Source organism: Allosphingosinicella sp. (genome assembly GCF_046295735.1).
In the GTDB taxonomy this organism is placed as follows: Bacteria; Pseudomonadota; Alphaproteobacteria; order Sphingomonadales; family Sphingomonadaceae; genus Allosphingosinicella.
Window position 1 is genome coordinate 1 of sequence record NZ_JBKBMQ010000009.1, and the last position, 13,790, is coordinate 13,790.

20 protein-coding genes are annotated in these 13,790 nt (G+C 72.4%); 15 read left to right on the top strand and 5 right to left on the bottom strand.

The features are described 5' to 3' along the window. Positions 1 to 314 precede the first annotated feature (314 nt). Positions 315 to 875: a hypothetical protein gene (locus ACK4K7_RS09600; protein ID WP_431865538.1), complete on the bottom strand. Its 561-nt coding sequence runs from the start codon at positions 873 to 875 to the stop codon at positions 315 to 317. A gap of 187 nt (positions 876 to 1,062) precedes the next feature. Here ACK4K7_RS09600 and ACK4K7_RS09605 point away from each other — a divergent pair, with 187 nt between their 5' ends. Both ACK4K7_RS09605 and ACK4K7_RS09610 read left to right on the top strand, forming a co-directional pair. Then, complete coding sequence (locus ACK4K7_RS09605; RefSeq protein ID WP_431865540.1) at positions 1,063 to 1,632, top strand: hypothetical protein; 570 nt, start codon at positions 1,063 to 1,065, stop codon at positions 1,630 to 1,632. Beyond that, complete coding sequence (locus ACK4K7_RS09610) at positions 1,629 to 2,951, top strand: DNA-packaging protein (protein WP_431865541.1); 1,323 nt, start codon at positions 1,629 to 1,631, stop codon at positions 2,949 to 2,951. The genes ACK4K7_RS09605 and ACK4K7_RS09610 overlap by 4 nt, the downstream gene beginning before the upstream one ends. Positions 2,952 to 3,382: 431 nt before the next feature. On the opposite strand, the gene ACK4K7_RS09615 is transcribed toward ACK4K7_RS09610, so the two are convergent. Beyond that, a complete protein-coding gene (locus ACK4K7_RS09615) occupies positions 3,383 to 3,733 on the bottom strand; it encodes an endonuclease domain-containing protein (RefSeq protein ID WP_431865543.1) in 351 nt (116 codons plus the stop codon). A gap of 380 nt (positions 3,734 to 4,113) precedes the next feature. Here ACK4K7_RS09615 and ACK4K7_RS09620 point away from each other — a divergent pair, with 380 nt between their 5' ends. The 4 genes from ACK4K7_RS09620 (at position 4,114) to ACK4K7_RS09635 (ending at position 6,976) form a co-directional block, all read left to right on the top strand. Further along, on the top strand, positions 4,114 to 4,923 hold the full coding sequence (locus ACK4K7_RS09620) for a hypothetical protein (RefSeq protein WP_431865544.1): 810 nt from the start codon (positions 4,114 to 4,116) through the stop codon (positions 4,921 to 4,923). Positions 4,924 to 5,125: 202 nt separating this feature from the next. Then, positions 5,126 to 6,244 carry a phage portal protein gene (locus ACK4K7_RS09625; protein WP_431865546.1) on the top strand — a complete coding sequence of 373 codons (1,119 nt, stop codon included), beginning with the start codon at positions 5,126 to 5,128 and terminating at the stop codon, positions 6,242 to 6,244. Continuing rightward, positions 6,241 to 6,558: a DUF6127 family protein gene (locus ACK4K7_RS09630; protein ID WP_431865548.1), complete on the top strand. Its 318-nt coding sequence runs from the start codon at positions 6,241 to 6,243 to the stop codon at positions 6,556 to 6,558. The genes ACK4K7_RS09625 and ACK4K7_RS09630 overlap by 4 nt, the downstream gene beginning before the upstream one ends. Beyond that, a complete protein-coding gene (locus tag ACK4K7_RS09635) occupies positions 6,551 to 6,976 on the top strand; it encodes an HK97 family phage prohead protease (RefSeq protein ID WP_431865549.1) in 426 nt (141 codons plus the stop codon). The genes ACK4K7_RS09630 and ACK4K7_RS09635 overlap by 8 nt, the downstream gene beginning before the upstream one ends. Before the next feature lie 213 nt (positions 6,977 to 7,189). On the opposite strand, the gene ACK4K7_RS09640 is transcribed toward ACK4K7_RS09635, so the two are convergent. Together ACK4K7_RS09640 and ACK4K7_RS09645 are read right to left on the bottom strand one after the other, a co-directional pair. Continuing rightward, positions 7,190 to 7,795, bottom strand: a complete 606-nt coding sequence (locus ACK4K7_RS09640; protein ID WP_431865551.1) for a hypothetical protein — start codon at positions 7,793 to 7,795, stop codon at positions 7,190 to 7,192. Positions 7,796 to 7,972: 177 nt separating this feature from the next. Further along, entirely contained in the window at positions 7,973 to 8,635 is a 663-nt protein-coding gene (locus ACK4K7_RS09645; RefSeq protein ID WP_431865553.1) for a phytanoyl-CoA dioxygenase family protein, read from the bottom strand. A gap of 339 nt (positions 8,636 to 8,974) precedes the next feature. Here ACK4K7_RS09645 and ACK4K7_RS09650 point away from each other — a divergent pair, with 339 nt between their 5' ends. The 6 genes from ACK4K7_RS09650 (at position 8,975) to gp17 (ending at position 12,351) form a co-directional block, all read left to right on the top strand. Continuing rightward, positions 8,975 to 10,090, top strand: a complete 1,116-nt coding sequence (locus ACK4K7_RS09650) for a phage major capsid protein (protein WP_431865555.1) — start codon at positions 8,975 to 8,977, stop codon at positions 10,088 to 10,090. Between the two features lie 76 nt (positions 10,091 to 10,166). Further along, positions 10,167 to 10,433 (top strand): spike base protein, RCAP_Rcc01079 family, encoded by a 267-nt coding sequence (locus ACK4K7_RS09655; RefSeq protein ID WP_431865557.1) that lies wholly within the window; start codon positions 10,167 to 10,169, stop codon positions 10,431 to 10,433. After that, positions 10,433 to 11,176: a hypothetical protein gene (locus ACK4K7_RS09660; protein WP_431865558.1), complete on the top strand. Its 744-nt coding sequence runs from the start codon at positions 10,433 to 10,435 to the stop codon at positions 11,174 to 11,176. Before ACK4K7_RS09655 ends, ACK4K7_RS09660 begins: the two co-directional genes overlap by 1 nt. A gap of 46 nt (positions 11,177 to 11,222) precedes the next feature. Further along, positions 11,223 to 11,759, top strand: coding sequence for a head-tail connector protein (locus tag ACK4K7_RS09665; protein WP_431865560.1), 537 nt, complete (start codon positions 11,223 to 11,225; stop codon positions 11,757 to 11,759). After that, a complete protein-coding gene (locus tag ACK4K7_RS09670) occupies positions 11,735 to 11,971 on the top strand; it encodes a hypothetical protein (RefSeq protein WP_431865561.1) in 237 nt (78 codons plus the stop codon). The genes ACK4K7_RS09665 and ACK4K7_RS09670 overlap by 25 nt, the downstream gene beginning before the upstream one ends. Beyond that, a complete protein-coding gene (gene gp17, locus ACK4K7_RS09675) occupies positions 11,968 to 12,351 on the top strand; it encodes a tail completion protein gp17 (RefSeq protein WP_431865563.1) in 384 nt (127 codons plus the stop codon). The genes ACK4K7_RS09670 and gp17 overlap by 4 nt, the downstream gene beginning before the upstream one ends. A gap of 149 nt (positions 12,352 to 12,500) precedes the next feature. Here the strand turns inward: gp17 and ACK4K7_RS09680 are convergent, their stop codons facing one another. Beyond that, complete coding sequence (locus ACK4K7_RS09680) at positions 12,501 to 12,878, bottom strand: hypothetical protein (protein WP_431865565.1); 378 nt, start codon at positions 12,876 to 12,878, stop codon at positions 12,501 to 12,503. Between ACK4K7_RS09680 and ACK4K7_RS09685 the strand changes: the two genes are divergently transcribed. From ACK4K7_RS09685 to ACK4K7_RS09695, 3 genes are read left to right on the top strand one after another with little or no spacing between them, the layout of a single operon-like run. Next, on the top strand, positions 12,879 to 13,286 hold the full coding sequence (locus ACK4K7_RS09685; RefSeq protein WP_431865566.1) for a phage major tail protein, TP901-1 family: 408 nt from the start codon (positions 12,879 to 12,881) through the stop codon (positions 13,284 to 13,286). After that, positions 13,283 to 13,606 (top strand): gene transfer agent family protein, encoded by a 324-nt coding sequence (locus tag ACK4K7_RS09690; protein WP_431865567.1) that lies wholly within the window; start codon positions 13,283 to 13,285, stop codon positions 13,604 to 13,606. Before ACK4K7_RS09685 ends, ACK4K7_RS09690 begins: the two co-directional genes overlap by 4 nt. After that, positions 13,599 to 13,784, top strand: coding sequence for a phage tail assembly chaperone (locus ACK4K7_RS09695; protein ID WP_431865568.1), 186 nt, complete (start codon positions 13,599 to 13,601; stop codon positions 13,782 to 13,784). Before ACK4K7_RS09690 ends, ACK4K7_RS09695 begins: the two co-directional genes overlap by 8 nt. Positions 13,785 to 13,790: the final 6 nt, after the last annotated feature.

Sequence of the window (13,790 nt, forward strand, 5' to 3'; positions counted from 1 at the left end):
GGGCGGTGCAGTGGAGAGGCCCTCTCCCATTGGGAGAGGGTTGGGTGAGGGGTTCCGGCTTTGGCGGAGGTGTCGGGGCTTTTTCGCTGGCGGCGGGGACCCTCACCCCAACCCTCTCCTGGGGGGAGAGGGGGTTTTTGGGCGGTGGGGTGGGTGGGCCCTCTCCCGTTGGGAGAGGGTTGGGTGAGGGGTTCGGCTTTGGCGGAGATGTGGGGGCTTTTTCGCTGGCGGCGGTGACCCTCACCCCAGCCCTCTCCCGGGGGGAGAGGGGGTTTTTGGGCCTCTCCCGGGGGGAGAGGGGGTTTTTGGCGGGATCAGCGGGGGCGGGGGGCGCATTGGGTGTGGTCGCCGGCGAGGCAGGCGGCGACGCGGGCGCGGTGGTCGGCTTCGAGGCGCTCGACTTCGCGGCGGTGGCGGTCGAGGGCGGCCTGGTGCTCGGTCCGGACGCGGCGCGCCTCGGCTTCGGCGGCGGCGACGGCGCGGGCGTGGGCGGCCTCCGCCTCGGCGTTGCGGCGGCGGATCTCGGCGTGGCGGGCGGCGACCTCCTCGTTGAGGCGGGCGGTGAGCGGCGATTCCTCGGCATTGATCTCGGCGCGGCGGCGCTCGCGCTCCAGCTCCCAGGCGTTGGCGACCGCGGCTTCGGCCTCGGCGGGGAGGTCCGGCTCGGCGGGATCGGCGACAAGCGGATCGGCGGCGGAGGGGGGAAGGTCGGTGGTGGCGACGCCGCCGGGCGGCGGGGCGGGGCGGCGCGCGGGGGCGGGCGCCGCGTCCTCGGGCATCGGCAGCGCCTCGACGATCTCGCCGAGCGGCGCGTCCGGACGCTGGGCGAGGGCGGGCGCGGCGAGGATGAGAGCGGCGGCAAGGAACATGCGCATGGTCCAGATGTGCCGCCCGCCGGGTGAAGGCCGGATGAACGACGGAACCGCCTCGTGTAACCAAATAGGAGAAAATGCTTGACAGCGCGACGCTGATGTGGAATGTTGCGGGCAGAGTGGTGAACTGAATCGGGGCCGGGGCGGAGACGCTTTTTCCGGCCCTTTTGCTTGGGCGGGAGAGCGGAAGATGGGGGAGCGGGGCAGAAAGGGGACGGGCACGGCGCTGGTGCTGACGGGGACCAGGCGGCCGCAGCTGCGGCGGCAGACGAAGGTCCGCTGGACGGCGACGCGGGTGGCGCATTTCTTCGACGTGCTGGCGGCGAGCTGCAACGTCGCCGAGGCGTGCCGTCAAAGCGGGCTGGACGAGCGAGGCGCCTTCCGCCGCCGCCGCACCGACGCCGATTTCCGCGCGCGCTGGAAGATCGCGATCGACGAGGCACATGCGCGGCTGCAGTTGATGCTGCTCGAGCGGATGATGAACGGCACGGTGAAGCAGGTGCTGCGCGGCGACGTGGTGTTCGACCTCAAGGAATATTCGAACAGCGTCGCCTTCGCGCTGCTGAAGGCGCATGGCGACACCGCCGCCGAAGCCGCCGCCGAGGCCGAGATGCCCGAGGAGGAGATCGAGGCGGTGCGCCAGCGGATCCTGGGCAAGCTGAAGGCGGTGCGGCGGCGGATGGCGGCCGAGGCGCAGGCGCAGGCGGAAGTGGAAGCGGAGGGCGCCGGCGCGGCGGATCCGTCCGGGGCGGCGCGATGAGCTCGCCGCTGCGACCCGAGGCGTTCCGGCGGCTGGCGATGCTGGACGATGCGGAGCAGGCGCGGCTGATCGGCCTCGCCGACCCGGCCGACCTGCTGCGGATCGACGCCCATTACGAACATTGGGTCCACCAGGGGCAGGTGGAGCCCAAGGGCGAGGGCTGGCGCACCTGGCTGATGATGGCGGGGCGCGGCTACGGCAAGACCCGCGCCGGGGCGGAGTGGATCGGCCGGCTGGCGCGGCGGCTGCCGGGGCTGCGCATCGCCCTGGTCGGCGCCAATGCGGACGAAGTGCGCAAGGTGATGGTGGAAGGCGAGAGCGGCCTGCTCGCCTGCGCCGGGCGGCGGCCGCCGCGCTGGGAGCCGAGCCTGTCGCAGCTGAGCTGGCCCAACGGATCGCAGGCCTTCGTCTATTCGGCCGAGACGCCCGACGCGCTGCGCGGGCCGCAGCACCATTTCGCCTGGTGCGACGAGCTCGCCAAATGGAGCCGGGCGGAGGAGACCTGGGACAATCTCCAGCTCGGCCTCCGGCTCGGGCCGCGGGCGCGGGTGCTGGTGACGACGACGCCGCGGTCGATCCCGCTGCTGGCGAAGATCCGCGACCACCCCTGGACGGTGTGCAGCGGCGGGGCGACCGGCGACAATATCAGCCTGTCCGCCAATTTCGTGGCGGTGATGACCGCGACCTATGGCGGCACGAGGCTCGGCCGGCAGGAGCTGGAAGGCAAGATCATCGAGGATGTGCGCGGCGCGCTGTGGACGCGGGCGGGGCTCGAGGCGGCGCGGACGGCGGGGCCGCCGCCGGAGCTGCGGCGGATCGTGATCGGGGTCGATCCGCCGGCGGGCGCGGACGGGGCGTGCGGGATCGTGGTTTGCGGGCTGGCCGGCGACGGGGCGGGCACGGCCTATGTGCTCGGCGACCACAGCGTCGCGGGGCTGCAGCCCCAAGGCTGGGCGGCGGCGGTGGCGGCGGCGGCCGAGGCCTGGGGCGCGGACCGGGTGATCGCCGAGGTGAACCAGGGCGGGGCGATGGTCGAAAGCGTGCTGAAGGCGGCCGGGCTGCTTCTGCCGGTGAGCCCGGTCCATGCCAGCCGGGGCAAGGCGGCGCGGGCCGAGCCGATCGCGACCTTCTTCACCCGCGGCCGGGCGCGGCTGGCCGGGCGCTTTCCGGAGCTGGAGGACGAGCTGGCCGGGCTGGTGTGCGGCGGCGGCTATCAGGGCCCCGGCCGCTCCCCCGACCGCGCCGACGCGATGGTGTGGGCGATGACCGACCTGCTGCTCGGCCGGCGGGCCGAGCCCAGCGTGCGGGGGTTCTGGTAGGGTTTTGGGCGGTGCGGCCGATAGCCCTCTCCCAATGGGAGAGGGTTGGGTGAGGGGTTCCGGCTTTGGCGGAGATGTGGGGGCTTTTTCGCTGGCGGCGGTGACCCTCACCCCAGCCCTCTCCCGGAGGGAGAGGGGGTTTTTGGGCGGTGGGGCGGAGGGGCCCTCTCCCCTTGGGAGAGGGTTGGATGAGGGGTTCGGCGTTGGCGGAGATGTGGGGGCGTTTTCGCGTGCGGCGGGGACCCTCACCCCGGCCCTCTCCCGGGGGGAGAGGGGGTTTTTGGGCGGTGTGGCGGGGAGGCCCTCTCCCTTTGGGAGAGGGTTGGGTGAGGGGTTCGGCTTTGGCGAAGATGTTGGGGCGTTTTCGCTGGCGGCGGGGACCCTCACCCCAACCCTCTCCCGGGGGGAGAGGGGGTTTTTGGGTGGGTCGGTCAGTCGTTGAGGGCGAGGCGGAGGGTGCGGGCGATTTCCTCGAGGACGGCGTCGGTGTCGGCGAGGACGTCGTGGTTCCAGAAGCGCAGGACCTGATAGCCGGCGGCTTGGAGCGCGGTGGTGCGGGCGGCGTCGGCGGGGTTGTCGGCATGCTGGCCGCCGTCGACCTCGACGATCAGCCGCGCCTGATCGCACAGGAAATCGGCGACGTGGCGGCCGACCGGCACCTGGCGGCGGAACTTGGCGCCGGCGAGGCGGCGGCCGCGCAGATGATGCCACAGGCGCTGCTCGGCCTCGGTGGCGGAGCGCCTCAGCTTGCGGGCGATCGGGAGCATGGCGGGGTGGGACATTGCCGCTTCCTCCTCGGGGAAGGGTAACAGGGGTGGTGGAGCGGCGCGAGGGGGTTTTTGGCGCGCGGGGGTTGGGAGGGTGTCTGGGCGTTTTCGCTTGCGGCGGTGACCCTCACCCCAGCCCTCTCCCGGGGGGAGAGGGGGTTTTTGGGTGGTGGGGCGGTGAGGCTCTCTCTCTTTGGGAGAGGGTTGGGTGAGGGTGGCGGCTTTGGCGGAGATGTGGGGCTTGTTCGCTTGCGGCGGTGACCCTCACCCCAACCCTCTCCCGGGGGGAGAGGGGGTTTTTGGCTGGTGAGGCGGAGAGACTCTCTCCCTGTGGGAGAGGTGGTTTTCGAGTTGGCAATGGGGCGGCTGGGGTTAGGGTGGTGGCAGGGGGTGCCATGCTGATCGAGAGGACGCGGTGGGTTGGGGGGATGCTGCTGGGCGGGCTGATGACGGCCTGGGTGCTTCAGCTGATCGACGGGGAAGAGTGGGACGGCCGGGGGGTCGTGCTGGCGCTGGTGTACGGCTGCGTGTTCTGGAGCATGGCCTTTTTCGGGCCGGTGCTGAGGGCGCAGGCCTGGAAGCCGTCCAGCGGATTGTTCTGGAACTGGTTCGTGCCGGAAGGCGCCTTGTTCGCCTCGTTCCTCTTCGCGACCCATCGGGCGATGACGCTCTTCGGCTCGGGTGAGTTCTCGCTCGTGATGCTGGCGCCCCTGGCGTTCGCCGCGGCGATCGACGCGGCCGGGGCCCACCAGCCGGTGGAGAAAGCGGGCTGGCAATTGCTGCGGCCGTCGATCAGCCTGTTCGCGTTCGGGCTGCTCGGGGGCGTGATGCTGATCGGCGGCCTGGCGGCGCTGGCGGCTCTGGTCGCGGCCGGTATGGAGGAGGGGTTCGACTTTTCGGGCACGGCCGTTCCGATCGCCGCCGGCGTTATCGCCTTCGCCTTGGTCATGATGGAGGCGGGGGCGATCCTGGCCTGGCAGGTGTTCGCGATCCGCCTGGCCTATGGGCCGGAGGGCGTGCGCTACCACCGGTTGCGACGGGTGGAGATGTTCGAATGGGACCGGGTGGAGCGGCTGCGGCGGGGCTGGCTCGGCCTTTATCTCGAAGTCGACGGGGGGAGGCGCATCTATTTCTCGGACAATCTGCGCGGCTTCGAATGGTTCGTGGGGGAGTTGTACGAGCGCGGGGTAGAGGTGGAGATTTGAGGGGGCGGTTTCGCCGGCGTGGGGGACCCTCACCCCAACCCTCTCCCGGGGGGAGAGGGGGTTTGGGCGGTGTAAAAACTAACCAAAGAGGCTAAAACATCTTGACAGCGTGACGCTGTTGTGGCACATATCGCCATAGTGGGAAGGTGCGATTCGGCGGCGGGGCGGGGGCCTTGGCCGCCTTTTTTGTTGGGAGAGCGGGATGGGGTGGTTCGGGCGGAAGGCCGCGCGGGAGGCGCGGCCTTTTTTGTTGGGCGCGTGGGGCGGCGCGGTCGGGGAGCCGTGGCCGCGCAGCTACGAGGCGCAGGTGCGCGAAGCCTATCTGGGCAATCCGGTGGCGCAGCGGGCGGTGCGGCTGGTGGCGGAAAGCGTCGCGTCGGTGCCGGTCTATGACGGCGGGGGCGCGGACGCGGCGGAGCGGCTGGCGGCGCCGGCCTTGCTCGAGGCGGCGGCGTCGCACCTGCTGCTGCACGGCAATGCGTTCGTGCAGATCCTGCTCGATCCACAGGCGGCGCCGGCCGAGCTGTTCGCGCTGCGGCCCGAACGGGTGGCGGTGGAGGCGGGGGCGGACGGCTGGCCGGCGGCCTATCTCTATCGCGCCGGGGCGGCGCGGACGCGGCTGCCGGCGCGGGACGGGAGCGGGCGGCCGTCGCTGGTGCATCTGAAAGCCGTCCACCCGCTCGACGACCATTACGGGCTCGGCTGCCTGGGCGCGGCGGCGGGGGCGGTCGCGGTGCACAATGCGGCGGCGCGCTGGAACAAGGCGCTGCTCGACAATGCGGCGCGGCCGTCGGGAGCGCTGGTCCACGCGCCGGCGGACGGGGGCACCTTGTCGGCCGCACAGTTCGAGCGGCTGCGCGCCGAGATGACGGCGCAGTTCCAGGGGCCGGCCAATGCCGGGCTGCCGATGCTGCTCGACGGCGGGCTGCGATGGGAGGCGATGAGCCTGTCGCCGGCGGACATGGACTTCGCGGAGCTCAAGGCTGGGGCGGCGCGCGACATCGCGCTGGCGTTCGGGGTGCCGCCGATGCTGCTCGGCCTGCCCGGTGATTCGACCTACGCCAATTACCGCGAGGCGAACCGGGCGCTGTGGCGGCTGACCGTGCTGCCGCTCGCCGAGAAGATATTGCGCGGGATTTCGGACGGGCTGCGGGCGTGGTGGCCGGACTGCCGGCTGATGCTGGACGTCGACCAGGTGACGGCGCTCGCCGAGGACCGGGAGCGGCTGTGGGCGCAGGTGTCGGCGGCCGATTTCCTCAGCCGGGCGGAGAAGAGGGAGATGCTCGGCTTCGGGCCGGAGGCGGAAGGGGAGAGGCGATGATCGAGGAGCAAGCGGGGCTGCTCGCCGGGCTGACGCGGCAGGCGGAGGCGCAAGGGGCGGACATGGTGACGCTGCGCGCGCTGATCGAGGAGGCGAGCGAGAAAGGGGCGGAGCGGGCGCTGGGCGCGCTCGGCCTCACCGATGCGACGGCGCGGCGCGACATGGACGAGCTGCGCCAGCTGCTGCAGGCGTGGCGCGACGCGAAGAAATCGGCGGCGCAGGCGGTGGTCGCCTGGACGATGCGCATCCTGCTGGCGCTGCTGGTGGCGGGAATGGCGATCAAGACCGGGCTGCTGGAGACGGTCCGTGGCTGAGCGGCCGGGGGGCGGGGTGCGCTTCGCCGGCTATGCGGCGGTGTTCGACCGGCCCGACCGCGGCGGCGACGTGGTGCGGCCCGGCGCCTTCGCGCGCAGCCTCGCCGGCGACGCCAGCGTGCCGCTTCTGTGGCAGCACGAGCCGGGGCGGCCGATCGGGCGGATCGAATATCTGCGCGAGGACAGGCGCGGCCTGCGCGTGATCGGGCGATTGTCCGGCAGCGCGGCGGGGCGCGAGGCGGCGGCGCTGCTGACGGACGGCGCGGTCGGCGGGCTGAGCTTCGGCTATCGCGTGCGGGCGGCGCGCGACGGGGTGCCGCGGGAGCTGACCGAGCTCGATCTGGTGGAGGTGAGTTTGGTGACTTTGCCGATGCAGCCCCGCGCGCGGGTGCATGCGGTCGAGGCGGGGGGTGAATAGGTCGGGGCGTGTTCGCGTGCGGCGGGGACCCTCACCCCGGTCCTCTCCCGGGGGGAGAGGGGGTTTTGGGCGGTGCGGCGGATAGCCCTCTCCCCATGGGAGAGGGTTGGGTGAGGGTGACGGCTTTGGCGGAGATGTTGGGGCTTGTCCGCTTGCGGCGGTGACCCTCACCCCGGCCCTCTCCCGGGGGGAGAGGGGGGTTTTGGTCGCGGGCTAGACGAGCGGGGTGAAAGCGGGGGTTTCTTCCAAAGCGAGCTCGGCGCGGCGGCGGGTGCCTTCGCGGCAGATGATGTCGTAGACCCGCTCCGGCTGGTCGATGTCGACGAAGCAGAAGCCGCGCGACAAGCCGGACTCATGGGCGGTCGCGCGCTCGTACCAGGTGTCGGGCTGCTCGCCCGGCTCCATGAAGAGCGTGCCGCTGCCGCCCTGCTGCTCGAGCTCGAGCATCGGCAGCCAGGCGAGGTCGTGCGAGCGCAGCCGTCCCTTCGCCCCGCCGCGCAGGATGATCGCGCGCCGGTCGGTCACGGCATAAAGGAGGCGGCGGCGCAGCCACCAGCCGTGGACGAAACGTCCCAGGGCGATGAGCACGCCGATCAGGATGATCGCGGCGTCGATCAGCAGGTTGAGGCCGCTCCCCTGATCCTGCCCCGGCCGGGGCAGGATCCAGAAGTACATCAGGGTCCACGCCGCCCCGCTGACGGCGGCGACGAGGTCCCTGCGATCGAAGGGGATGCTCCGCGTCGGCCGGCCGCTCCACGCGACCCGCTCGCCGGGGAGGAGATGAGGGCGCAGCGCCGCCTGGTCTTCCGGTGAGGACATGAGGCGGGAAGCTAAAGCCAGGACGCGGCCGGCGCCACGCTTTTTGCCGGGCGGAGCGGCGGTTAGCCGGGTGAGGGGGGTGGCTCTGGCGGAGGTGTCGGGGTTTTTTCGCTGGCGGCGGTGAGCCTCACCCCGGCCCTCTCCCGGGGGGAGAGGGGGCTTTTGGGCGGTGCTCGTTCAGATGCCGTGCCATTCGAGGGCGCCGGGCAGGGTGTCGGCGCTGTAGTCGATCTGGAGGACGCGGCGGCGGGTGGGGGCGGCGGCCTTGTGCGAGGCGTGGAGGATCGGGGTCGCATAGGCCCAGACGTCGCCGCGCGCGGCCAGGCAGGCGACGCTGCCGAGCCGGTCGACCGCGGCGGGGATGTCCCGCTCCGCGATCCGGCCGAGGAGGTGCGAGCCCGGCGCGACGAGCAAAGGACCGTTGTCGGCGCCGACGGGATCGAGATGGACGCGCAGGGTCAGCATGCGCGCGAGCAGATCGGGCGGCGGCTCGACATGGAGGATGCCGGACTTGCGGGTCCAGTTGCCGAAGCCCGGCAGGTCGACCCGGCGGCGGACCGCGATCGTGCGGTCCTGATGCCAGGCCAGCGACCAATTGGCGCGGGGCGTCTTGTCGAGGAGCAAAGCGCGGACCGGCTTGGCGGCGGGGCCGAGCAGCGCCGCCGCCAGGCGGCCGATCGCGCCCTCGGCGGCGAGCAGCGCGGCGAGCGCGGGGCTGCCGGCGAGACGGTGGCCGGGACGCGCGGCGTCGGCGCCCGCGAGCAGGCGGTCGAGTTCGGCGAGGATCGGCGGGGCCGCCGCGGCCGGAAAGAGCCGGGCGCCGTCGCGGGAGAGCTGCATCGCATCGCAATAGCGCGGGGGGCGAGGGGGGTGAAGGGTTCCGGCTTCGGCGGAGATGTGGGGGCTTGTTCGCTGGCGGCGGTGACCCTCACCCCAGCCCTCTCCCGGGGGGAGAGGGGGCTTTTGGGCGGTGCGGCCAATAGCCCTCTCCCATTGGGAGAGGGTTGGGTGAGGGGTTCGGCTTTGGCGGAGGTGTCGGGGCTTTTTCGCTTGCGGCGGTGACCCTCACCCCAGCCCTCTCCCGGGGGGAGAGGGGGTTTTTGGGCGGTGCGGCGGATAGCCCTCTCCCGGGGGGAGAGGGGGTTTTTGGGTGATCAATTCTGAGCAGAGGAGATGGGGATGTTGGTGAAGGCGGATGCGTTGGAGGCGTCGTTCGAGGCGCTGGAGCGGGAGCATGAGGATGTGGCGGCGCTGAAGGCGGAGGTCGCGGCGCTGAAGGCCAGGATCGAGGCCGGGGCGGTGGCGCGGCCGGCGCTGAGCGGGGCGAAATCGGGCGCCTCGCCGTTCGTCGAGCGCTATCTGCGCAAGGGGTTGGAGGCCGGGGTCGAGCTGAAGGCGCTCGCCGGGACCAGCGACGCGGCCGGCGGCTATGCGGTGCCCGAGGAGATCGACGCCGAGATCGACCGGCTGCTGACCGCGGTGTCGCCGATCCGGGCGATCGCCAATGTGGTGAAGGTCGGATCGTCCGGATACCGCAAGCTGGTGACGGCGGGCGGGACGCCGTCGGGCTGGGTGTCGGAGACGGCCGGGCGGCCGGAGACGGGGACGCCCGAATTCATCGAGATCGCGCCGCCGTTCGGCGAGCTCTACGCCAATCCGGCGGCGAGCCAGGCGATGCTCGACGACGCGGCGTTCGACGTGGAGGGTTGGCTGGCGAGCGAGATCGCGACCGAATTCGCCCGGGCCGAAGGCGCGGCCTTCGTTGCGGGGAGCGGAGTGAACCAGCCGCGCGGCTTCCTGTCGGCGCCGACATCGGCGCAGGGGGACGCGACGCGGCCGTTCGGGACGATCCAGTTCGTCGCGTCCGGCATGGCGGGCGGCTTTCCCGCCGCCAATCCGCAGGACCGGCTGATCGACCTCGTCCAGGCGCTGCAGTCGCCCTACCGGCAGGGCGCGGTGTTCGTGATGAATTCGGCGACGGCGGCGCGGGTCAGGAAGTTCAAGACGGCCGACGGCGCCTTCCTGTGGCAGCCCGCGCTGGCGGCGGGGCAGCCGGACAGCCTGCTCGGCTATCCGGTGGTGGAGGCCGAGGACATGCCGGACGTCGCGGCCAACAGCCACGCCATCGCCTTCGGCAATTTCCGCGCCGGATACCTGATCGCCGAGCGGACCGAGACGCAGATCCTGCGCGATCCCTATTCGAACAAGCCGTTCGTCCATTTCTACGCGACCAAGCGCGTGGGCGGGCAGGTGATGAATTCGGAGGCGATCAAGCTGATGCGGTTCGCGGCGTAAGCGCGCCGTTCGAACCGGATTTCGCGCCGTCCGCGTGAGAGCGCGGGCGGCGTTTTTCTTTGAATTGGAGGTGAGGATGTCGGATCCTTTTGCATCGGCGGCGGACGCGGTTTCGGCGCCGGCGCGGCGGGCGGCGGCGGTGGTGCCGCACGACGCCAACGCGATCGGCGAGGTGCCCAAGGCGCTCTATGTCGGCACCGGCGGGCACATCATGATGCGCGGCATCGACGGCAGCCAGGACCAGCTGTGGCGCAACGTGCCCGACGGGACGGTGCTGCCGTTCCGGCCGCGCTTCGTGCGGGCGACCGGAACGACGGCGTCCGACATATTGGCGCTCTACTGATGCGTCCGATCGGCTACGGCTTCGGACTGTCGCCGCGGCAGCGGGGCGGGGGTTTCAGCCCCGCCGCCTTGTTCGCCGGCGGCGCGCAGGGCGCCTGGTACGATCCCGCCGACGCGGCCAGCATGTTCCAGGACAGCGGCGGCACGGTCGCGGCGGCGGTCGGAAGCCCGGTGGGCATGATCCGCGACAAATCGGGACGGGGCAACCATGCGGTGCAGGCGACCGCGTCGGCGCGGCCGATCCTGCGCCAGGACGGGGGCGGGCGGCTCTATCTGGAGTTCGACGGCGCGGACGACCGGCTGGTGGCGGCGTTCGCGCTGCCCCAGCCGTTCGACCGCGTCTCGGCCGTGCGGCAGGCGGCCTGGACGTCGGGCCGGGTGCTGTTCGGCAACAACGGATCGGACGCGGGCGTGCTCTACCAGACCAGCGCGGCGCCGCGGCTCTACCTGTTCTCCGGCGCGGCGACGCCGTTCAGCGCCGGCCTGCCGGTCGACGTGAACGGCGTCGTCACCGAACGGTTCGACGGGGCGGCGAGCCGGATCGCGGTGAACAAGGCGGCCTTTGCCGTAGGAAACAGCGGCAGCGCGGGGGTGGCGGGCGTGTCGCTGGGCGGCCGCAGCGCCGGCACCAGCGGCGCGCAGATGCGGCTGTACGGCATGCTGATGATCGGGCGGGCGCTGAGCGACGCGGAGACCGGGCGGCTGCGCGCCTTCATGGCGGCGCGGGCGGGCGTCGCGCTTTGACGGTCACGAAAACGGGGGAGCGGCAGATGGGCGAATGGAGGGGGCGATGCTGAACGCGGCGCCGATCGGACCGCAGCCGGAAGCGGTGGCGGAGATCAAGGCCTATCTGCGGATCGGCCATGACGAGGAGGATGGGCTGATCGGACGGCTGGCGCTGGCCGCGATCGAGCTGTGCGAGCAGTTCACCGGCCGGGCGGCGATCGCGCGGGTGCATGAGGAGGCGATGGCGGCGCGGCCGTCCTGGACGCGGCTGACGGCGGCGCCGGTGCGGTCGATCGAGGCGGTGGCGCATGCCCCGCTTGGCGGCGCGTTCGAGGCGCTGGCGCCGGGCAGCTATGCGATCGACATCGACGCCCATGCCGAGGGCTGGGTGCGGACGCCGGCGCATGCGGCGGGGCGGATCCGGGTCGCCTATACGGCCGGGCTGGCGGCGGACTACGGCGCGCTGCCCGACGGGCTGCGGCACGGTGTCGTGCGGCTGGCGGCGCATCTCTACACGCACCGCGACGGGGCGGAGCGGAGCTGCCCGCCGGCGGCGGTGGCGGCCTTGTGGCGGCCGTGGCGGCGGCTGCGGATCGGATGATGTTCGAGGCGCTGGCGGCGCGGGCGCGTCGCAAGGCCGAGGCGCGCGCGGCGGCGGCGGCGGAGCGGATCGCCGGGCGGCTGCGGGGCGAGTTGCCGCCCGGGCTGCGGGCGGACGTCGTCGACGGCGGGGTGCGGATTTCCGGGCGCCGGGCGCGGCGGCGGTTCGCGCTGGAGCCGGGGCTCAGATGGCTGATGGAGAGGATGCGATGAGCGGAGCGGGCGCGCGGCTGCAGCAGGCGGCGATGGCGGCGCTGGGCGCGGTGCCGGGGCTGAGCGGCGTGCATGAGGAGGCGCCGGTGCAGGCGGCCTTTCCCTATGCGGTGGTCGAGACCGGGAGCGAGGCGGACTGGGGGCACAAGAGCGGCGCGGGGCGCGAGGTGCGGCTGGCGGCGGTGCTGCGCGACGCGGGCGAGCGGGCGGCGCGGCTCAGGGAACTGGGCGCGGCGGCGGAGGCGGCGATCGCGGGCATCGGGCCGGAGCTGGCGGAGTGGCGGCTGGCGGGGCTGGTTTTCCTGCGCAGCCGGCTGGTGCGCGACGGGCGCGGCTGGGCGCTGACGGTGGAGTTCCGGGCGCGGATGCTGGGGGTTTAGGGGCGCGGGCCTTCTGCCCCCTCTCTCCCCGGGAGAGGGTTGGGGTGAGGGTGGCGGCGGTGGCGGAGGAGCCGGGGCCTATTCGCTTTGGCCGGGGACCCTCACCCAACCCTCTCCCGGGGGGAGAGGGCTTTTTGGGTGGTGGGGCTCTACTCGGGGAGGGTGTTGTTTTCCTTGTGCTCGCGGAAGAGTTCGCGGGCGTTGGCCTGGTAGTCGTCGATTTCGGCGGCGGCGTCGCGTTCGGCGACGGGGCGGCGGTCGCCCATGTTCATCGCGCGCTGAATGATCGCTTCGCGGAGCGAACTTTCCTGATCGCGGCAGGCGGTTTCGATCGCGGTGTCGAAGGCGGCTTCGTCGACGCCGTCGCGCAATTGCGCCCGCATGAAATTGGACAGGCACAGATTGTAGGCGCGGCGGGGCACGACCACCGGGTCGGAGGCCTGCGCGGCGGTCGAGAGCATGAGAGCAAGCACAGTTGAAATCATGGCGAATTCCAATCCCAAAGCTTGACGAAGAGAGAGGATCATATGAGCGCGCAAAAGGGAAGTGCCTTTCTGTTGAAGGTCGGCGACGGCGCGAGCCCGCCAGCCTTCGCGACCGTGGCCGGAATGCGCACCACGATGATGTCGGTGAACGGCGAGGCGGTGAACGTCACCAGCAAGGATTCGGGCGGCTGGCGCGAGCTGCTGTCGGGCGCGGGCGTGCGATCGGTGTCGGTGGCGGCGAGCGGCATCTTCACCGGATCGGCGGCGGAGACGCGGGTGAAGGGCAACGCGCTGAGCGGCAGCCTGGAAGATTACGAACTGAGCTTCGAAGGCGGCGAGCGGCTGCAGGGCCGGTTCCTGGTCACCCGGCTCGATTATGCGGGCGATTATAATGGCGAGCGGACCTATGCGCTGAGCCTGGAGAGTTCCGGGCCGGTGGCGGCGCTGTGAGCGCGGGGCGGGGCGCCAATCCGGCGCGCGGCGAGGCGGAGATCGTGGTGGGCGGCGCGCGGCTGGTGCTGCGGCCGAGCTTCGAGGCGCTGGTCGCCGCCGAGGAGGAATTGGGGCCGCTCTTCGCGCTGGTGGAGCGGGCGGCCGGCGGCGGGCTGCGCATCGGCGAGATGGCGAGCCTGTTTTGGCATTGCGCGGCCGACTGGCCGGAGGGGCTGACGCGGGCGCGGGTCGGCGCGGCCATCGCCGAGGGCGGGCTGGCGCGGGCGACGCCGGTGCTCAAGCTGCTGCTCGGGCAGATCCTGCAGGGCCGTGTTTAGCGAGGCGGCGGCGCGGCTGGCGGGGCTGGTCGGCGCGGCGCTCGGCTGGCGGCCGGACGAATTCTGGCGCGCCACCCCGGCCGAGGTGGCGGCGGTCCTGAACGCGATCGCCGGAGAGGAGACGCCGGCCGACGGCGCGGACCTGGGGCGGCTGATGGCGATGTTTCCGGACGGGTGAGCGGAG